We start from the raw sequence: 19,427 nt of genomic DNA, 5'->3' as shown, positions 1-19,427 counted from the left end.
GTGGTTTCAGCGGTGCGCCGCGCGATCGGCGCTGTGCTGGGACGCCACGATGCGAACCAGATCACCGAGGGCGATCTCCACGTCGGTGAGGTGCAGACCCCACGTCGCGTCGGGGACGGGGTACAGCTCGGGGCTGCCCGGTTCCGGAGTCGCCAGCAGTGCCGTGGCATCGCCGCCGCGCACGCACTGCAGCCGGTACTTTTCGGCGGGGACCAGCCACGGGGTCGGCGCGATGACGGCGGATGGTCCGCGGCGCAGCGCCATTTCGACGCCGAGCGGGCTGGGCACCGGGCTCGTCCGGAGCACGGTTGCCGCGGTGCGCGGTTCGTTCTCGGTCAGCGAGGTCGGGTTGGTGCAGGCGATCTCGTAGTCGGGGCCGTACGGCCGAGGCAGCGGCTCCGGGGTCATCGGGTTGCGGCCGAATCGGCTGTCCGGCGGCGGGGTTGCGCCGAAGGTTTGCCAGGCGAGCACGCATCGTGTCTGGCGCTCGCTGCGGCACAGCGGCAGATAGCGGAAGTCGCCGCCGACGTCACTGTGCTTCGGCACCACCACATTCCCGCCGAGCAGGATCGCCGACAGGATGCGGTCGCGCACCGCCTGTTGCGGCTCGATCTCCTCTCGGATCAGTTGGCGCAGCATGCGCGCACCCTGCGAATGCCCGATCAGCACGACCGGCCTCCCGCTCTCGCGCTCCGCGACGAACTGCCGCCACGCCCGCAGCACGTCCTCGTATGCGATCCGCGCCATCTCGGCGCGTTGCTCGGGGGAGTAGGCCCGCTCCGCCGCCAGCGCGGTAACGGTCCGCTGCCGGTACGCCGGCGCGAACACTTGACAGACCTGGGAGAATCGGGCCGCCTGCTGTTCGGCGACCGCCCGTACCTCCGGCGTCACCGCCGTGTCGGAATTGGGCGTCGGCTGCACCGACACCGTGGGATAGACATAGAAGCAGTCCACCTCGGAATCGCCGGCGGGAGCGGGTTCCGCACGCACATCGGGTTGCCCCGCTTGCCGCACCGTCGTCGCCGAGCTGCCACGGCAGGGATCATTCGCCTGATCCGGCCTGCACAGCCATACGACACCGGCATCACCGGCCGGGTCGGCCACCGCGCTCACCGACGACCCCGCACACAGTCCGACTCCGCATACGACGGCCGCCACCGCCCGCCGCCACCGACTGTCCCGCATCGCGCACACCTCACTGGTTCCACACCGGCCATCGGTGCTGACCTCGCCGCACCGCGAACGGTCGTCCGGGCGCCTTCGACGGCGTCAGCCTAGCGACGATCGCCCATGGCGGGACGGCGATCCGTCGCCTCGGTGACGGTCGATGCGATTCGGTGGCTGCTCGGCCCCTCGGCAGGTGCCGGTCGACAGCGGCGACAGCTGTGCGTGCCTCAGCGGGGAAGACGAAACCGCGTTGGTGGCAGCAGGTCAGTGCGCTCCGAGCGTATCGAGGATCATCGGACGCGCGGTCGCGAGCGCTTGCTGCCAGTAGGGCCAGGTGTGCGTTCCGTCGACGACGTCGACGCGGGCGGTGATCCCCAGCGCGGCGATTCGATCACGGAACATCTGGGCGGCAGTGGTCGTCATCGACTCCAGGCCCATCGCGTTGACCGTGTTCCCGACTCCGTACGGCAGGTCGAGCGGACCGGGCAGGCCATTGCCGGTCGATACGTAGATCGGCAGTCCGCGCAGCAACTCCGCCTGCACGGTGGCGTCGTTGCGGCTCCAGGCCGGGTCGCCGACCGGACCCCACATGTCGTCCACATTGAAGTTGCCCTCGTCCCACATGGCGGCACGCATCGCCTCGTTCCAGAGCGGAAACGTCGGGTGCAGGAATCCGGAGAAGGAGCCGGCGAACTTGAACTGGTTGCGATGGTGGGCGGCCAGCGTCAGGGCGGCGTTACCCCCCATGGAGGCCCCGACGATCGCGTTGTTGGTTCGCGACACACCGTACCGCTGCAGGTAGGCAGGCAGTTCACGGGTGAGGAAGGTCTCCCACTTGTACGTGGTCTTCTGACCGTTGGTGCTACTCGGCCGGTACCAGTCGGTGTAGAAGCTCGAATGTCCGCCGACCGGGAACACCAATGTGACGTTGTCTCCGGCGAACTGGCGCAGGGCGTCGGTATCGGTCGTCCACTGATTGTGGTCGGCCGGCGCACGCAGACCGTCGAGCACATAGAGGGCCGCGCTCCCGCCGCGGGCGGCCCACTGGACCTGGACTTTGATCGGCCCCATGCTGGACGGCACGGAAAGCTCCGTGTGACCGCCTGCCGGTGCGCGCAATATCGGCGCGTGGATCGGCGCGGCGGTAGCCGCGGCAGCTCCGAGCGACGACAGGAGCACAGCCGTCACCATGGCAGCGCCGGTCTTCCTCAGCCGACCACGAACAACCCGCTGCTTTCCAGATCGCGCTGCCACGCCCACCCGCATACCTCCTGGCCTCTTCCTGTTCACTGAACTATCGGATCCGAATCAGACTGTCGCTGAGGGCAACTCGCTTCCTCCGCACTCGCGGCCCGCCGCGCCCGGGATCGGAAGACCATCCTAGGTCGCGCCGCGGCGGCCCCCGGGCGCCGTCATAGTCAGACATGGGAACCCCTGACCTGACCCCTCGCACGAGTGCGGGCAACTCACCGGCGCTGGGCCCGCCTACCAGCGTGAGGCGATGCGGATCACCGGCTGAAACCGCTGGTGAGCGACCTCGTCAGATGGTAGCTCGAACAGCGGCGGCACAGCGGCGCTCCATCGGTGCTCGGGAGTCGGGCGTGTCGCCGCGGAGGCGCGTCTCGAACAAGCGGCGTGGCGAGGGGTTCCAGGTGTCGTTGTCGACCGGCAGGCGGCTGCGCGCCGAAGCACGACCGAACGCGCCCCGGACCGCCGAGCAATAGCCGGAACGATCCAACCGCGTCACGCTGGTGGCACCCATCCCTGGTTCATCGAGTCGGTGGCACGGTCGGAGGGGGCGTCGTAGACCAGGGTGTATCGCCAGAACAGACGACGACGGATCCGGGCGCCCGGCAGTTCCAGCTCGGCGGCGGCCCGGATCTCCGCGAGGGTTTCCTTCGGATCGGCGGTCGGTGCGGTCATGTGCGGGGGCAGCGCGGCGGCGCGGGACGGGTGCTCGATCAGTCCCATCACCGGGTTGGCGACTATGGCAGGCAGATCGGCGAGCAAGTCGATGGGTCCGGCTCGGCGGTAGCAGCCGACGATCACGAGCCGCCCGCCCGGTGCCAGACAGTCGCGCAACTCGCGCAAGGTCGGCGCCAGGGGCAGATGGTGCAGGACGGCGACGAGGGTGATCGCGTCCCAGCGCCGCCGTGGGTCGCGCCCGGCGAAATCGGCGTGCACGATGGTCACCGCGGGATCGTCGGTGAAGCGCTCCGCCGCCACCCGGGCCGTCGCGGGGTCCGGTTCGAGCGCCGTCACGGTGGTGACGTGGCGACGCAGCCGGGCGACGAGGTTGCCTGTGCCGCAACCGACATCGAGGACGTGACGAGCTCCGGACGACGCCACCCGGCCGACGACCCAGCGGCCGTAGTGATCGTTGTGGCTCCACGGATGTCGCTGGTTGAACCGGTCGAGCAGAGACAGCACCACCATCCATGAATTGTCGCAATCTCAGATCGGCCGGAATCCGGCGCCTATGTCACCGCGGGAGTCGACGTCGGTGAGGATGGCGTTGATGTCGGTTCCTACCTCGGGCCCCAGGCATCCCATGCCCAAGTAGGCGTTGACCATGCCGACCAGGGTCGAACCGATCACCACCGGTGCGCCGGAATCGCCTTTGAGCACACACATCTGGGTCCAGGTGTCGCGGCTGTCGCCCATCATGTCGCCCCAGGCGACACCGCAGGTTCGGCCGGTGGTGCGGCCCTTCTTGCACACGACGTCGGGAAATTGCGCGGGAGCGCCGAGACCGTCGATGAAGAACCCGCCGACGTCTCGGATGGGATCGACTCGCGCGGCATCGAATTCGATGATCCCGTAGTCCAGTTCACGATCGGCGTAGACGAAGCGCCCCAGCACTCCGTAGCTGGGATACGTCACGGACGCGACGCGCGCCCCGGGCTCACCGCAATGGCCCGCGGTCAAACCCACCAACCGGCCGCCTGCGTCGTAGCCGATGGTGGTGAGCGTGCACTCGGCGTGGTCATCGATCACGATCCCTGAGCCACCGCCTATCGGCGGTGGTGGCAACTGCGGAACACCGACCGCCGTACCGGCGCCGGCCGAGACCGGGCCGCACGCCAGCGCCGCCGCGGCGACAACCTTCATCAGCGATCGAGTCATTGTTCCTCCAACCGGATCGAGCAAGTTTGCCGCGACCCGACCCGACCCGAGCCGCAGCCGACGCCCGCGGCGTCTCCTCACCGAAGTCCGCGACCAGCGCGTACTTTCGTGTGCTCCCACTCCGAGCTACCCACCCGAACGAGACGGAAACGGGACATCGCTCGAATGGCCCATATCGTGCGCACTGAATCGAGCCGAGTCGGGAGCCACGGGAGCCGAGGAAAACCGGCACGGCCGGCGAATGGTTGGCGGCCGGGGCGATGCCGGTGCTGGTGGGCGGCGGTCAGCGATTGCTCAGCGGGTTCTGGCCCGGTCCCACCTGGATGCCCACCACGCAGGTGTCGTCATCCGTGTCGGCATCGCTACCGTCGAGCAGGTCGTCCAGACGTTCGTCCAGGCTCCCGGTGAGTTGCGCCGAGGTCACGAGCAACCGCTCTATGCACTCGTCCAACAGCCGATCCCGGCGTTCGATCAATCCGTCCGTGTAGAGCAGGAGAGTGTCGTCGGGTTCCAGTTGGAGTTCGGCCTCCTCGAATGTCGTCTCCGCCACGGCGCCGAGGAGCATGCCTTGGAGCATGGGCAGGCTGGTGGCACGGCCCGCGCGCACCAGCACCGGAGGTAAGTGGCCCGCGCGGGCCCAGCGCAGCACCCGGGTTTGCGGGTCGTAGAGCCCGCAGATGGCGGTGGCGAAGATGTTCTCGGTCAGGTGGTGGGCCACCAGATTCAGCCACGTAAGCATCTGCCCGGGGCCTGCGCCCGTGGCGGCGAGGCCGCGCAGGGCATTGCGGAGCACGACCATGCCGGTGGCCGCCTTGATGCCGTGGCCGGTGATGTCGCCGACGGACACCAAAATGTGCTTGGACGGCAGTACGACCGCGTCGTACCAGTCGCCGCCGACTGTGTGGTCCTGCTCGGCGGGCCGGTATCGCACCGCGATGCGCAGCCCGAACGCGTCGATGGACGGCGGCGCGGCCGGCATTATCGCCTGCTGGAGCTGCCGCGCCAGCTGACTCTGTTCGGCAGCGTGCTGCTCGGTGTGCGCGAGCCGGTCACGTGTGGCCGACAGCGCGACCTCGGTCCAGTGCTGTGCGGAGATGTCCTGATAGGCGCCGCGGATGGCGGCCAGGTGCCCCGCCTCGAGCACCGGTTCGGCGACGATCCGGATGTGCCGGGTCACGCCGTCCGGCCGGATCAGGCGGAAGGCCGTCGAGGCCGAGCGGCGGTAGCGCACCAGGGTCCGCAGGAACCGCCCCACCGCGTCGGCGTCGTCGTCGTGGACGTGCGCGGGCAGCTGCGCGAGCGGAATCGGGTCCTCGGTCGGCGCCAGCCCGTAGAGGGCGAACAGTTGGTTGCTCCAGGTGATCTCGCCGGTGGCCGCGTTCTCCTCGAACCCGCCGACGCGGCCCAAGCGCTGCGCGTGTTGCAGCAGCGCCGCCAGCCTGGCCGTCTCGTCCTCCACCCGCCATACCACCAGGACGGTGTCACCGTGGCGGCTGATGCTGAGCGCGGTCGAGACGGTCAGCGGCACCTGATCGACCAATTCGGTCAGCATCACTCGGTCGGTGCGGTAGGTCTCGCCGGTGGCGTAGACGTGCTCGATCCGCTCGAACAGTTGCCCATCGCCCGCGGCCAGCGGGTACGCCTCGAGCAGCAGCGCACCGTTGACCAGGCCGCGGGGGCGGCCCGCTGGATCGATGAAGCAACTGTTGACGTGGTGGATGCAGAAGTCGACGAGCACGCCACCGTCGTCGAGCTGGGGCAGCAGCACGAGCGCTGGGTCGAAAAGGCCGTCCGCGAGCCGCACGAGATCCGCGATATCGGGCCGGTCCGGTGTCCGCACCGCGGCCAGGTCCGACTCCAGGGTGTGCGCGCACAGCTCGGCCAGCGCCTCGAATTGCCGGTGCACCTGGGACGGCTGCGTCTCGAGCGGCCGCGGCCAGCACACTTCCAGCACACCGAGCAGCTTGCCCCCGGCGCCCGCCGGAATCGCCGCACGGCCGCCGTCGCGGTCACCGATCGACGGCAGCCCGGAGCGGCCCAGGTCTTCGATCCACACCGCGTTGCGCTCTACCAGCGCCTGCCGGGCCGGGGTCGCCACGCCGGGCGGCACGTACCGCCATCGCTCGGCCTCGGGCGGGCTGATGCCGGCGAAACCCGCCAGGGTCAGCGACGCGTCGGCGCCTGCGGCCCAGATCGCCACTGCCGTGGCGCCCAGCGGCGTCACAGCGTGTTCCAGGAGCGACTCGGCCACGCGTTGCGTGTCGCCGGCTGCGAGCAGCCCGCTTTCGGCGGTGCGCAACCGCACCGCCGCCGATGGCTCCCCCCGCGTGGCGGTGCGCTGCAGAAATTCCCCTACCACCGCGCTGACCTCGTCCTGGGCCGCTTGGTTGACCAGCTCGGCGGCCAATTCCAAGGGCGTGATACCCGCTTGCTCGGCGAGGGCGCCGAGCTGCCGCGCAGCTTGCGCCGGCCCGCAGTGCAGCCGTTCGACCAGTACGCCCTTGGCCATCTCGATCAGCGCGCGCCCGTCGGCGGTGGCCTGGGCCTGCTGGATCTGCGTGCGCAACCGCTCCACGGTGGCCGCGAGGCGGTGGACGGCCGGCCCCGCGGCCGGGCGACCGTCCGATATCGTCCCGGTCTCGGTGCCGGGGCTGTCCAGATCGGTCATCAGACGGCCAGCCAGTGCTGGATGCACGCGAGCAACGCGTCCGCGTCGACCGGTTTGGTGACGTAGTCGTTGGCGCCCGCCGCGAGGCTCTTCTCGCGGTCGCCCAGCATCGCCTTGGCCGTCACCGCGATGATCGGCAGGCTCTCGTACTGCGGCATCTCGCGGATCGTCGCCGTCGCGGTGTAACCGTCCATCTCGGGCATCATCACGTCCATCAGGACCAGGTCCGTCTCCGGGTGAGCGAGGAGCTTGTCGATGCCCTCGCGCCCGTCCTCCGCGTGCAGCACGCTCACGCCGTGCAGTTCGAGGATGCTGCTGAGCGCGAAGAGGTTACGCGCGTCGTCGTCGATGATGAGCACGGTGCGGCCGGCGAGCTTGCCATCCAGCCGCTGCGGTGCGGCGGCGGGTGGGTCCTCGCGACGTACCAGGGGCAGCATGTCGCCCGGCGCCTCGGCGGTGACGTGCAGCGCGATCCGTTCCCGCAGATCGTCCAGGCTGGACAGCAACTCGAGCGGCTGACGCGTGCTGCGTTGTAGCAGTAGGCGTTCCTGCTCGGCGTCGAGCCGGCGGTTGTGGACGAGTACCGGGACGCTGCGCAACGCGGCGTCCCCGTCCATCGTCTCCAGGAAGCGCAGCGCGGCGCTGTCGGGCATGTCCAGCTCGAGCACCACGCAGTGGAACGCTTCGGCAGCCATCGCCGCGGCCGCCTCTTCCACCCCGACCGTGGTGACCACCTGGACCGGGCCACGCGGGTCGTTGCTGTCCGCGAGTTCGGCGACGGCGCTCTGCGCGACCAGCGACAACAGGCCTTGCGGGCGTTCCTCCACGACGAGCAGTCTCCGGTGCTGCTGTGGCGTGGTGGGAGCGGGAGTGTGCTCCGGGCGGCTGTCGGCCTGCTGCGCGTCCTCCCGCTCGCGGGGCGGCGCCTCCTGGAAGTCCGGCCGGGCCACCGGGAGATACAGAGTGAACGTGCTGCCCCGGCCGAGCGCGCTTTCGGCGGTGATGGCGCCGCCGAGCAGGTAGGCGATCTCCCGGCTGATCGACAGGCCGAGGCCGGTGCCGCCGTACTTGCGGCTGGTCGTGCCGTCGGCCTGCTGGAACGCGCCGAAAATCGACTCGAGCTGGTGTTCGGCGATGCCGATACCGCTGTCGATCACCCGGAACGCGACGGCCGGGCCGTGCTGGCGCACAGCGGCGGGCAGCTCGCTCGCCTCCGCCGGCTCGATCCGCAGCTGCACCGAGCCGGTCTCGGTGAACTTCACCGCGTTGGACAGCAGATTCCGCAGCACCTGCCGCAGCCGCGAGTCGTCGGTGAGCAGGTCCAACGGCAGGCCCGGCGCGGTCGTGACGCGGAAGCGAAGGCTCTTCTGGGTGGTCATCGGCCGGAAGGTGGCCTCGACGTAGTCCAGCAGCTGACGCAACGACACACGCTCGGGCGTGAGGTCCATCTTGCCCGCCTCCACTTTGGACAGGTCGAGGATGTCGTTGATCAGCTGCAGCAAATCCGAGCCCGCCGAGTGAATGATGCCCGCGTACTCGACCTGCTTGGGCGTGAGGTTGCGGCTCGGGTTCTGGGCCAGCAGCTGCGCCAGGATCAGCAGACTGTTCAGCGGTGTGCGCAGCTCGTGGCTCATATTGGCCAGGAATTCCGACTTGTACTTCGACGCGAGCGCGAGCTGCTGGGCGCGAGTCTCCAGTTCCTGCCTGGCCTGCTCGATCTGGAGGTTCTTGGCCTCGATGTCGCGGTTCTGCATGGCCAGCAGCGCCGCCTTGTCCTCCAGTTCGGCGTTGGATCGTTGCAGCTCCTCCTGCTGCACCTGCAACTCCTCCGAACGGGCTTGCAGTTCGGTGGTCAGGCGCTGGGACTCGACCAGCAGCTCGTCGGTGCGGGCGTTGGCGATGATGGTGTTGACGTTGACACCCACCGTCTCCATCAGCTGGTCGAGGAAGTCCCGGTGGATGCGGGTGAAACGGTGCAGCGTGGCCAGCTCGATCACACCGAGGACCTGATCCTCCACCACGATCGGCAGCATGAGCAGGTTGACCGGCGCGGTCTGCCCCAGCCCGGAGGAGATGGTGAGGTAGTCGCCGGGCACGTCGTCCACCGCGATCGTGCGACGGCTGCGCGCGGCCTGGCCCACCAGGGACTGGCCGAAGGCGAACCGCGACGGGCGGCCGGGTTCCTCCGGGCTGCCGTAGGAGCTGATCAGCCGCAGCTCCGGCCGCTCGTCGCTGTCGTCGGCGAGATAGAACGCGCCGAACTGCGCGGAAACCAACGGCGCCAGCTCGTCCATGATCAGCCCGGCCACCACATGCAGGTCTCGCTGCCCCTGCATGAGACCGGAGATGCGGGCCAGATTGGTCTTCAGCCAATCCTGATCCTGGTTGGCCATGGTGGTCTCACGCAGCGACTCCACCATCGCGTTGATGTTGTCCTTCAGCTCCGCGACCTCGCCGGAGGCCTCCACGGTGATGGAGCGGGTCAGATCGCCCTCGGCCACGGCGCTGGTGACCGCGGCGATCGCGCGAACCTGGCGGGTCAGGTTGCCCGCCAGCTCGTTGACGTTCTCGGTCAGCCGCTTCCACGTGCCCGAGACGCCCTCGACCTCGGCCTGCCCGCCCAGCCGGCCCTCCGACCCCACCTCGCGGGCGACCCGGGTCACCTCGGCCGCGAACGCGGAAAGCTGGTCGACCATCGTGTTGATCGTGGTCTTCAACTCGAGGATCTCGCCGCGGGCGTCCACGTCGATCTTGCGGGTCAGATCGCCCTGTGCCACCGCGGTGGTGACCTGAGCGATGTTGCGGACCTGGTTGGTCAGGTTGTTCGCCATGGAGTTGACGTTGTCGGTCAGGTCCTTCCACGTGCCCGCCACATTCGGCACGCGGGCCTGGCCGCCGAGCATCCCCTCGGTGCCGACCTCCCTGGCGACGCGGGTGACCTCGTCGGCGAACGCGGACAGCGTGTCGACCATCGTGTTGATCACCCCGGCGAGCGCCGCGACCTCGCCCTTCGCCTCCACGGTGATCTTCTGGCTCAGATCGCCGCGCGCCACCGCCGTGGCGACCTGTGCGATCGACCGCACCTGGCCGGTCAGGTTGGAAGCCATGACATTGACGTTGTCGGTCAGGTCCTTCCAGGTGCCCGACACGCCCCGCACCGTCGCCTGGCCGCCGAGGTTGCCCTCGGTGCCGACCTCCCTGGCGACGCGGGTGACCTCGTCGGCGAACGCCGAGAGCTGATCGACCATCGTGTTGATGGTCTCCTTGAGCTCCAAGATCTCACCGCGCGCGTCCACCCTGATCTTCTGGCTCAGATCGCCCCGGGCCACCGCGGTGGTGACCTGCGCGATCGAACGCACCTGCGCGGTGAGGTTGTCGGCCATGACGTTGACCGACTCGGTGAGGTCCTTCCAGGTGCCGGAGACGCCCTTGACGTCCGCCTGACCGCCCAGCCTCCCTTCGGTGCCCACTTCGCGGGCGACGCGGGTGACCTCGTCGGCGAACGCCGAGAGCTGGTCGACCATCGTGTTGATGGTGTTCTTCAGCTCCAGAATCTCGCCACGCGCGTCCACCCGGATCTTCTGGGACAGATCGCCCTGCGCCACCGCGGTCGCCACCTGGGCGATCGACCGCACCTGCGCGGTCAGGTTGCCTGCCATGAAGTTCACCGAGTCGGTGAGGTCCCGCCACGTACCGGAGACCCCCTTGACGTCCGCCTGGCCACCGAGGATGCCCTCCGTGCCCACCTCGCGCGAGACCCGGGTGACCTCGTCGGCGAAGGACGAGAGCTGGTCGACCATCGTGTTGATGGTGTTCTTCAACTCCAGAATCTCGCCGCGGGCGCTCACCGTGATCTTCTGGCTCAGGTCGCCCCGCGCCACCGCGGTCGTCACCTGGGCGATGTTGCGGACCTGGTCGGTCAGGTTGCCCGCCATGAAGTTCACCGAGGCGGTGAGGTCGCGCCATACGCCGCCGACGCCGGGCACCTCCGCCTGACCGCCCAGCCGGCCTTCCGAACCCACTTCGCGCGCCACCCGGGTGACCTCGTCCGCGAACGCGGACAGCTGGTCGACCATCGTGTTGACGGTGTTCTTCAACTCCAAGATCTCGCCGCGGGCGTCCACGTCGATCTTCTGGGACAGGTCGCCCCGCGCCACGGCCGTCGCGACCTGGGCGATATCGCGCACCTGGCTGGTCAGGTTGCCCGCCATCGCGTTCACCGAATCGGTGAGGTCCTTCCAGGTACCGGACACGCCGGGCACCTCGGCTTGACCGCCGAGCCGCCCGTCCGTACCGACCTCGCGCGCGACCCGGGTGACCTCGGAGGTGAACAGCGACAGCTGGTCCACCATGCCGTTGAACACCGTCGCGATCTCGCCGAGCAGCCCGTCGGCGTCGGTCGGTAAGCGGGTGCCGAAATCACCGTCGCGCACGGCCGTCAACCCGGCCAGCAGCTGGCGCAGCTCGACCTGGCCCGCGGCCGTGACAGCCTGCTCGGATGCGGTGCGGGCAGATGCCGCCGTATCTGTCATTGTCATCCTCGTTCTGCCCCACCCGATTCGGACGCGACTCCGCGCACGGCGGGTCGCCGACCCAGCGGTGCTGTGCTGGCTGCTGAACACGGATGCACCGGCGGCTACGTCCCTGAAAGTATCATTCACGAGAGATGCTGCCCGGCATCCGGTTTCCGCAGGACTATCTCCCGCAGGACCTGTCGGGTGGCGGAGGCGCAAACTGGCTCTTCCGCAGGCGGTTTCGATCAGCACGCGCGCGATCGGTGCGTCGAGCGGCCGGACGTGGCCGGTGGTCGAGGCGACACGCCGCGGCTCGCGGATCGCCGACACCCTCTGACCTGCTGTGGCGCCGCCGCCGCGGAATTCGACCGACCGGTGGCGGCTGCACGCTGTTGATTCCGGTCGGATCCGTTCAGAAACGCGCGTATGTCGGTGAAGGCGACATCGAAGAAAGTGCCGGGAACAAAACACCGGCTACACCGTTCCCGACAGCATTCGGCATCGGGCCGCCTCCCTCGGAGACCAGTCGGCAGCCCCACCACCTGTTTCCGCGCCGATTTCTCAACGCGGCGACTTTTACAGTTCGGATAAACCGCGTAGGATTCGAGCAGGTCGGGACTGATCTGGAGCCCTATCATGTTCGAGAGAAAGAATTCACACACGAAGTTCGCCCGGTTGGCCGCTGCCGCCGGTATAGCCGCTGTTGCCGCGATTCCGGTCGTCGCAGCCGCGGCGCACGCGCCTGCCGCGCAAGCAACGACGCCCACGTCTACAACCCAACTCGTCGACAGCCCCGGTTGGGGTCGCGGTGACGGTTGGGGTCGGGGAGACGGCTGGGGTCGCGGCGGCGGTTGGGGTAATGGCCGCGGTTGGGGTAATGGCCCCGGTTGGGGATGGAATCCCGGCTGGGGGAATTGGTGGAACCCACCCGGTTGGGGTGGCTGGGGCGGCTGGGGCAGCTTCTAGCGCCGGTGACCGAGCCCGACACGCACAAGCGTGCCGGGCTCGATCGCATCGAGTACCGATCAGGTGAGACCGGGTTCGACCAACCGGGCTGAAGCTGGTGACCAGATGAAGATCGTGTGTATCGGTGGCGGGCCGGCCGGCTTGTACTTCGCTATTTCGATGAAGCGGCGCGACCCAGCCCATGACATCACGGTGATCGACCGCGATCCCCCCGGGTCCACCTATGGCTGGGGCGTCGTCTATTGGGACGACCTGCTCGACATTCTGTATCGGAACGACCCCGACAGCGCCCAGGCGGTGCGTGCCGGGTCGGTCCTCTGGCGTGAACAGGCAATCCATGTGCGCGACGACCAGACCGCGCATTTCGGGGGTTACGGGTTCAGCATGGGGCGCGCGGCATTGCTCGACGTATTTTCCCGACGGGCGAGCGACCTGGGCGTCGATGTCCAGCACGGGCGAGAGGTCCACGATCTGTCCGGCTTCGACGACGCCGATCTGATCGTCGCCTCCGACGGCGCGAACAGCCGGGTACGGCAGCTGGGCGACCATCGTTTCGGCACGTCCGTCACACTCGGCGAGAATCGATATCTCTGGCTCGGTACGGACAAGATCTTCACCAGATTCACCTTCGCCTTCGAACACACCTCGGCCGGTTGGATCTGGTTCCATGCCTACCCGTCGGTTGCCGAAAAGATCAGCACCTGCATCGTTGAGTGCCAACCGCAGACTTGGCACGGGCTGGGCTTCGATTCCCTGGACAACCTGGAGAACTTGCGTGTTCTGGAGAACATATTCGCGCGCCTTCTCGACGGTCACTCGTTGATCAGCAAGACACGAGGCGAGTTCGCAAGGTGGAGCCGCTTTCCCGAGGTAACCAACAAGACCTGGTATCACGACAATGTGGTGCTGCTCGGCGACGCGGCGCACACGACGCACTTCACCATCGGTTCGGGCACCCGGTTGGCAATCATCGACGCCGTCGTGCTCGCACAGAACCTGTACGAGCATGCCGAAGTCGCCGACGCGCTGGAGAACTACGACGCGCAGCGGCGCGCTGCACTGCGTCCGATACAGGCCGCCGCGCGTAGCAGCATGATCTGGTTCGAACACGCTGATCGGTATCTCGACCGCAGCGCCGTGCAGTTCGCCTATGCGATGGCGGCTCGGCACGGGCTGCAAATGCCGTGGCGATATCAGCTGCACCTGCTCACACAGGTACCCACGGTGCGCAGGATCCGGCGTGGCATCGATTCCGGACAGCGGTGGTGGCGGGCTGCCCGACGGGGGGAACTCGCGATGTATCAGGCGCGCCGGTCATGACGGGACTGTAGCGGCGCGCCCAAACCACATCCGCCCCTGATGTATTCGCCGTCAGACGCCGACGGCCGGGTACGTTGGCCTTCGGTGTCGGTCTGAGGTGCACCTCAGCCTGGCCACGCCGCCGCCAGTTCGGCGCACAGCGCGTCGAGTCCGCATGCGGGGACCCGGGGCGCGTCCCGGGAATCGGCGTTGTGCCACGGCACATCCCGTGCGGTGCCGTCACCATCCAGCCCGCCACGGCCACCCAGCTCACCGTCGGCGCCCTCTTTGGACAAAGCACCGGCACCTTTCCGGTCATCGTGACCACCCCGGGCGGGACCGCCAGTGGTCTGACCTACACCTACCTGCCCAGCCCCACCATCACCGACGTCGACCCCACCACCGGATCGACTACCGGCGGCACCCTCGTGACCATCACCGGCAGCGACCTCACCCACACCGACACCGTGACCTTCGACGGCATCCCGGCAAGCTTCGCTGTCATCTCCGACACCGCGATCACCACCACCGCCCCACCGCATCCCGCCAGCGCGGCAATCCCTTGCACCGTCATCACACCCGGCGGCCAGAACACCTGGACCTACAGCTACGAACAACCACCCGCCCCGTGATCAACGGCGCCTGAATCCCGGCGCCCGCTTCGCGGCCGGCATCAGCTGCGGAACCGCTTGTTCGGCAAGCCCGGCAACTGGTTCGCCCCAGCAAGGTGTCCTGACGTTCGCCGGGGATGCTCAGCGCCTCGGCGATCTCGGCATAGCCTGTCTGGGGCGACCGAAACGGGCCCTATGCGGCCGTTCCGCGCGCGGAGTGAGCGCGCGGCTTGGCACGCGACTGCCCTTGCGCCGCATTGCCGTTGCGATGGCCGTTGCCTTGGCGCGATCCGCTACCGCGCGATCCGCTACCGCGCGATCCGCTGCTGCGCGGTCCGCCACTGCGCGATCCGCCATTGCCTTGGCGCGGTCCGCCGCTGCTACGGTACGGTCCGCCGCTGCTGCGGCGGTCGTCTTCACGTGCCGCACGCTCGCTGTAGGAGGGCGCGACGAATGGGGCGATCGTGCCGACCAACTCGGCCACCACGGGCGAATCGGCGGTGACCCGTTGCGGGGTCACAGTGATCTTGGCCTTGCGCATGAGGTCGGCCAGGTCGCGTCGTTCGCCGGGCAGCACCAGGGTGATCACTTCACCGGAGTTGCCGGCCCGCGCGGTACGGCCGGAACGGTGCAGGTAGGCCTTGTGCTCGGCGGGCGGATCGACGTGCACGACCAGCTCGACACCGTCGACGTGCACGCCGCGCGCGGCCACATCGGTGGCCACCAGCACCAGGGCATCACCGGCGGCGAAGACCGCGAGGTTGCGGTCGCGGGCACCCTGCGAGAGGTTGCCGTGCAGATCGACGGCCGGGATTCCGGCGAGGGTCAGCTGCTTGGCCAGTTTGCGAGCCTGATGTTTGGTGCGCATGAACAGGATTCGCCGACCCGAGCCCGAGGCGAGCCGGTGTACGACCTCGCGCTTGGCTTCGACGCTCGCGGTTTCGAAAACGTGATGGGTCATGGCGGCGACCGGAGAGTTCGCCTCATCGACGGAATGCAGCTCGGCATCCGGCAGGAAGCGGCTGACCAGCTTGTTGACGCCGTTGTCCAGGGTGGCCGAGAACAGCAGGCGCTGACCGTCGTTCGGGGTGGCCGCGAGGATGCGGGTCACGCCTGGCAGGAACCCGAGGTCGGCCATGTGGTCGGCCTCATCGATCACGGTGACCTGTACGGCATCCAGGGAGATCAGACGTTGGTTCATCAGATCCTCGAGCCGGCCGGGGCAGGCGACGACAATGTCGACACCGGCGCGCAGGGCCCGGACCTGCCGGTTCTGCGATACCCCACCGAAAATCGTGGTGACCGTCATGCGATAGGCCGCGGCGAGGGGTTCCAGCGCGGCCGCGATCTGGGTGGCCAGTTCCCGAGTCGGCGCCAGCACCAGGCCGGTCGGGCGGCTCGGCGCGCGCCTACCGGCGAGACCGCCGCCGAGACGGTTGACCATCGGAATGGCGAAGGCCAGTGTCTTGCCGCTGCCGGTCCGGCCACGGCCCAGTACGTCGCGTCCGGCCAGCGAATCGGGCAGGGTGTCGGTCTGGATCGGAAAAGGTTCGGTGATCCCGGCGCGAGTCAACGCCTTCACCAGCGGTGCGCTCACGCCGAGCGCGGCAAAAGAGATGTCAGCAGAACTCATAGGTGTTTCGGTGCCTTTCGGGCATCAGGTGGTGCCCGGGCCGTCTGCGGACCTTCGGGGTCCGCGCCGGGGGCACGAAATGGCGAGATTGCCGATGGGCAAAATCGATCGCCGTAATAAGAGCGGATGCGGCAAGCGCTGGTTGCGAAGCGAATGCGATCTACGACGCTTGGCGTGACGGGTCACGCACTTGATCGACAATAGCCTGTGCTGGGCGGTTCGTACTCATCGGGTGATCTTTCTCGCCTCTGGCCAGGGCTGGGCCGCCAGGCTCGTGCTCAACCGACCTGCGACAGTGGATCCTCGGATACGCCGTCGCCCAGCTGCGTACGGCGCCCGACCTCGCTGCCGCCCCGGTGGCGGTCGAGCTCCGCATCGCAGGCCGGACCCGCACGCTGATGCGGTAACAACACATTTATGGGGCGGTTTCGCTCCAGTAAGGTGTCCTGATGCCCGATGTAGCGCATCCTTCTCCAGCGGTGCGTGTCGACCCGGCCGGGGCGCCCGCCACCGCGAGAGCGGCAGAGCCCGATCTGCTCGCGCTCGCAGATCAGCTGTGCTTCGCTCTTTACTCCACCTCGCGCGCGATGACCGCGGCGTATCGGCCGTTCCTGGACGCGATGGAGGTCACCTACCCGCAGTACATCGCTCTGCTCGCGCTCTGGGAGCGGCCGGGGATGACCATGAAGGAGCTGGGCGAGCAGCTACGCCTGGACTACGGCACCGTCTCGCCGCTGATCCAGCGTCTCCAGTCGCGCGGACTGGTCGAGAGCGTCCGGTGCACGCACGACCGCCGCTCGGTCGAGCTGCGATCCACGGAGGCGGGTGACGCGCTGCAACGGGAAGCCAGGTCGATGATCGTTTCGGTGCTGGGCGAGGTCGGCTGTCCCGTGGACGCGGTCATTGCGCTGCGCGACCAGGTCAACGCGCTCGGTGAACGCCTGGAGGCGGTGCTGTCCGAGCGGCGGAGTGGCTGAAGCGCAAACTGCCCGCCGGCCTCGCTGTCTACGAGCGGCTCCGGCCGCTCAGCGATTCCGGCGGCCGTGCCGTCGGTTTACGCGTCGAGCACGCGCGGGCGGCGCTGCATCACCGGTGGCTCGGTGGACCACGGAAAGTTGATCCACCGGTCGGTGCGCCGCCAGACGTACTCGCTGTCCACCTCCGACCACGGCTTCTGGTAGATCACCGCGCAGCGCACCTCGGCGACCTTGCCGGAGCAGAAGTCGCGGACCAGCTTCAGGGTGGCGCCGGTGTCGGCGACGTCGTCCGCGACGAGCACGGTGGCGCCGGCCAGATCCACCGCCTGCGGCACCGGTGGCAGCATCACGGGCAGATCCAGGCGCTGGTCGACGCCGGTATAGAACTCCACGTTCATCACGTGCAGGTTCTTCACCTCCAGCGCGTAGCCGAGCGCGCCCGCCACGAACAGCCCGCCGCGGGCGATGGACAGGATCAGGTCGGGTTCGAAACCGTCGGCGGCGATGGTCGTCGCCAGCTCCCGGCTGGCGGAACCGAACGACTCCCAGGTCAGTACTTCGCGATCCGTCACCGGTTCTCCCTCTCGCTGGACGCGACGCAGTGAGCATACGAGTGGCCGCCGGAGTTTCCCGGCCGGTTGCTCGCCGCGGTGGCGACCGCGGGCGAAGATGGCCGGAAATCTCGATATCACGTCCTTATCTCTCGTCCGGCCTGCGCGTTTACCGCCATACGCTCGAGTACATGGACAGCCACTACGACGTGCTCGTCATCGGATCCGGCTTCGGCGGCAGCGTTGCCGCGCTGCGGTTGACCGAGAAGGGATACCGGGTCGGCGTGCTCGAGGCGGGCCGTCGGTTCGCCGACGACGAGTACGCGAAGAATTCCTGGCACCTGCGCGAGTACCTGTGGGCGCCGAAACTCGGCTGCTACGGCATCCAGCGGCTGACGCTGCTCAACGACACCTTCATCATGAGCGGGACCGGGGTCGGCGGCGGGTCGCTGGTCTACGCCAACACGCTCTACGAGCCGCCGGAGAAGTTCTACCGCGACAAGCAGTGGGCGCACATCACCGATTGGCGCGCGGAGCTGGCGCCGTTCTACGACCAGGCGAAACGAATGCTCGGCGTCACCGAGAACCCGGCGACCACTCCGGCGGACCGGATCCTGCGCGAGGTCGCGGAGGACATGGGCATCGGCCACACCTATCGCCGCACCCCGGTGGGCGTGTTGTTCGCGGACGGCGATACCCGGCCGGGCCAGGAGGTCGCCGACCCGTACTTCGGCGGAGTCGGCCCGTCGCGCTCGACCTGCACGCACTGCGGTGAATGCATGACCGGCTGCCGCCACGGCGCGAAGAACACACTGGTGAAGAACTACCTGTATCTGGCCGAAAAGGCCGGGGCCACAGTGCATCCCCTGACGACGGTGACCGACGTGCGGCCTCGGCCGGAGGGCGGCTACGAGGTACGGACGGTGCGCACCGGCAGGTGGGTGCGCAAGTCGACGCAGACGTTCACCGCAGACCAGGTCATCTTCGCGGCCGCGGCGCTGGGCACCCAGAAGCTGCTGCACCGGCTGCGCGAGCGAGGCAGCTTGCCGCATGTCTCGCCGCGTCTCGGGTATCTGGCCCGCACCAACTCCGAAGCCGTGCTCGCCGCGCGGTCGCTGCGCAAGGACACCGACTTCACCAAAGGCGTCGCGATCACCTCGTCCATCCACCCCAACGACCACACACATGTCGAGCCGGTCCGCTACGGCAAGAACAGCAACGTGATGGGTCTGCTGACCACGGTGCTGGTGGACGGTCAGGAGGGCAAGGCTCGCTGGTTGCTCGGCGTGAAAACGCTCGTCGCGCAGCGACGCAACCTTCATCGGCTGCACAATCCGCGACACTGGTCCGAGCGCATGGTGGGTGTGCTCGTCATGCAGAACGTCGACAACTCGATCGTGACCTACACCAAGCGCGGCTTGTTCGGCAGGCGCATGACGACCAAGCCGGGTGACGGCGCCGCGCCGCCGACCTGGATTCCGGAAGGTCACGAGGTGACCAGGCGGATCGCGGAGAAGATCGACGGCCTCCCGCAGGGCGCCTGGACCGATCTGATGAACATTCCGATCACCGGCCACTTCATCGGCGGCTGCGCGATCGGCGACTCGCCCGCGACCGGCGTCGTGGACCCGTACCACCGGGTCTACGGACACCCGGGTCTGCACATCACCGACGGCTCGACCATCTCGGCGAACCTGGGCGTGAATCCGTCGCTCACCATCACCGCCCAAGCCGAACGCGCCATGGCACTGTGGCCGAACAAAGGCGAGGACGATCAGCGCCCGCCCCTGGGCGCGGGTTACCGCAGGCTCGCGTCGATCGAACCGAAGAACCCGGTGGTCCCGGTCGCCGCGCCCGGCGCACTGCGTCTGCCGATCACCCCGGTCTGAGCGGGGCGGAAAACCGGTCGCCTGGC

At 68.3% G+C, this 19,427-nt stretch carries 13 protein-coding genes; 4 read left to right on the top strand and 9 right to left on the bottom strand.

What is annotated here, in order from left to right; genetic code table 11:
- Positions 1-6: 6 nt before the first annotated feature.
- The 6 genes from LTT66_RS36540 to LTT66_RS36515 form a co-directional block, all read right to left on the bottom strand.
- Complete coding sequence (locus tag LTT66_RS36540) at positions 7-1,185, bottom strand: DUF3089 domain-containing protein (RefSeq protein WP_233063007.1); 1,179 nt, start codon at positions 1,183-1,185, stop codon at positions 7-9.
- A 246-nt stretch (positions 1,186-1,431) separates the two neighbouring features.
- The gene (locus LTT66_RS36535) at positions 1,432-2,433 is read right to left on the bottom strand and encodes an alpha/beta hydrolase (RefSeq protein ID WP_408638894.1); all 1,002 of its coding nucleotides are present in this window, start codon (positions 2,431-2,433) and stop codon (positions 1,432-1,434) included.
- Positions 2,434-2,910: 477 nt separating this feature from the next.
- Positions 2,911-3,603 carry a class I SAM-dependent methyltransferase gene (locus LTT66_RS36530; RefSeq protein ID WP_233063005.1) on the bottom strand — a complete coding sequence of 231 codons (693 nt, stop codon included), beginning with the start codon at positions 3,601-3,603 and terminating at the stop codon, positions 2,911-2,913.
- An 18-nt stretch (positions 3,604-3,621) separates the two neighbouring features.
- Complete coding sequence (locus LTT66_RS36525) at positions 3,622-4,293, bottom strand: S1 family peptidase (protein WP_233063004.1); 672 nt, start codon at positions 4,291-4,293, stop codon at positions 3,622-3,624.
- Positions 4,294-4,576: 283 nt separating this feature from the next.
- Positions 4,577-6,961, bottom strand: a complete 2,385-nt coding sequence (locus LTT66_RS36520) for a SpoIIE family protein phosphatase (protein ID WP_233063003.1) — start codon at positions 6,959-6,961, stop codon at positions 4,577-4,579.
- Positions 6,961-11,493 carry a HAMP domain-containing protein gene (locus LTT66_RS36515; protein ID WP_233063002.1) on the bottom strand — a complete coding sequence of 1,511 codons (4,533 nt, stop codon included), beginning with the start codon at positions 11,491-11,493 and terminating at the stop codon, positions 6,961-6,963. Before LTT66_RS36515 ends, LTT66_RS36520 begins: the two co-directional genes overlap by 1 nt.
- A 1,107-nt stretch (positions 11,494-12,600) precedes the next feature.
- Between LTT66_RS36515 and LTT66_RS36510 the strand changes: the two genes are divergently transcribed.
- Positions 12,601-13,761, top strand: coding sequence for an FAD-dependent monooxygenase (locus LTT66_RS36510; protein WP_233063001.1), 1,161 nt, complete (start codon positions 12,601-12,603; stop codon positions 13,759-13,761).
- A gap of 104 nt (positions 13,762-13,865) precedes the next feature.
- Here the strand turns inward: LTT66_RS36510 and LTT66_RS36505 are convergent, their stop codons facing one another.
- Positions 13,866-14,036 (bottom strand): hypothetical protein, encoded by a 171-nt coding sequence (locus LTT66_RS36505; protein WP_233063000.1) that lies wholly within the window; start codon positions 14,034-14,036, stop codon positions 13,866-13,868.
- A gap of 24 nt (positions 14,037-14,060) precedes the next feature.
- On the opposite strand from LTT66_RS36505, the gene LTT66_RS36500 reads away from it, so the two are divergent.
- Positions 14,061-14,372, top strand: a complete 312-nt coding sequence (locus LTT66_RS36500) for an IPT/TIG domain-containing protein (protein ID WP_233062998.1) — start codon at positions 14,061-14,063, stop codon at positions 14,370-14,372.
- Positions 14,373-14,544: 172 nt separating this feature from the next.
- Here the strand turns inward: LTT66_RS36500 and LTT66_RS36495 are convergent, their stop codons facing one another.
- Positions 14,545-15,984 carry a DEAD/DEAH box helicase gene (locus LTT66_RS36495; RefSeq protein WP_233062996.1) on the bottom strand — a complete coding sequence of 480 codons (1,440 nt, stop codon included), beginning with the start codon at positions 15,982-15,984 and terminating at the stop codon, positions 14,545-14,547.
- Positions 15,985-16,433: 449 nt separating this feature from the next.
- On the opposite strand from LTT66_RS36495, the gene LTT66_RS36490 reads away from it, so the two are divergent.
- Positions 16,434-16,961 (top strand): MarR family winged helix-turn-helix transcriptional regulator, encoded by a 528-nt coding sequence (locus LTT66_RS36490; protein WP_233062994.1) that lies wholly within the window; start codon positions 16,434-16,436, stop codon positions 16,959-16,961.
- Between the two features lie 77 nt (positions 16,962-17,038).
- Here the strand turns inward: LTT66_RS36490 and LTT66_RS36485 are convergent, their stop codons facing one another.
- Positions 17,039-17,533 carry a phosphoribosyltransferase gene (locus LTT66_RS36485; protein ID WP_195067865.1) on the bottom strand — a complete coding sequence of 165 codons (495 nt, stop codon included), beginning with the start codon at positions 17,531-17,533 and terminating at the stop codon, positions 17,039-17,041.
- Positions 17,534-17,703: 170 nt separating this feature from the next.
- On the opposite strand from LTT66_RS36485, the gene LTT66_RS36480 reads away from it, so the two are divergent.
- On the top strand, positions 17,704-19,401 hold the full coding sequence (locus LTT66_RS36480; protein WP_233062992.1) for an FAD-dependent oxidoreductase: 1,698 nt from the start codon (positions 17,704-17,706) through the stop codon (positions 19,399-19,401).
- The last annotated feature ends 26 nt before the right edge of the window (positions 19,402-19,427 follow it).

Origin of the sequence: Nocardia gipuzkoensis (assembly GCF_021183645.1) — a bacterium.
Classification (GTDB): Bacteria; Actinomycetota; Actinomycetes; order Mycobacteriales; family Mycobacteriaceae; genus Nocardia; species Nocardia abscessus.
This window is presented reverse-complemented; position numbering and strand designations above follow the sequence as displayed.

Coding starts and splice junctions, on each gene's coding strand:
- LTT66_RS36540 (WP_233063007.1), bottom strand. CDS start 1,185: ATGCGGGACAGTCGGTGGCGGCGGGCGGTGGCGGCCGTCGTATGCGGA.
- LTT66_RS36535 (WP_408638894.1), bottom strand. CDS start 2,433: ATGCGGGTGGGCGTGGCAGCGCGATCTGGAAAGCAGCGGGTTGTTCGT.
- LTT66_RS36530 (WP_233063005.1), bottom strand. CDS start 3,603: ATGGTGGTGCTGTCTCTGCTCGACCGGTTCAACCAGCGACATCCGTGG.
- LTT66_RS36525 (WP_233063004.1), bottom strand. CDS start 4,293: ATGACTCGATCGCTGATGAAGGTTGTCGCCGCGGCGGCGCTGGCGTGC.
- LTT66_RS36520 (WP_233063003.1), bottom strand. CDS start 6,961: ATGACCGATCTGGACAGCCCCGGCACCGAGACCGGGACGATATCGGAC.
- LTT66_RS36515 (WP_233063002.1), bottom strand. CDS start 11,493: ATGACAGATACGGCGGCATCTGCCCGCACCGCATCCGAGCAGGCTGTC.
- LTT66_RS36510 (WP_233063001.1), top strand. CDS start 12,601: ATGAAGCGGCGCGACCCAGCCCATGACATCACGGTGATCGACCGCGAT.
- LTT66_RS36495 (WP_233062996.1), bottom strand. CDS start 15,984: ATGAGTTCTGCTGACATCTCTTTTGCCGCGCTCGGCGTGAGCGCACCG.
- LTT66_RS36490 (WP_233062994.1), top strand. CDS start 16,434: ATGCCCGATGTAGCGCATCCTTCTCCAGCGGTGCGTGTCGACCCGGCC.
- LTT66_RS36480 (WP_233062992.1), top strand. CDS start 17,704: ATGGACAGCCACTACGACGTGCTCGTCATCGGATCCGGCTTCGGCGGC.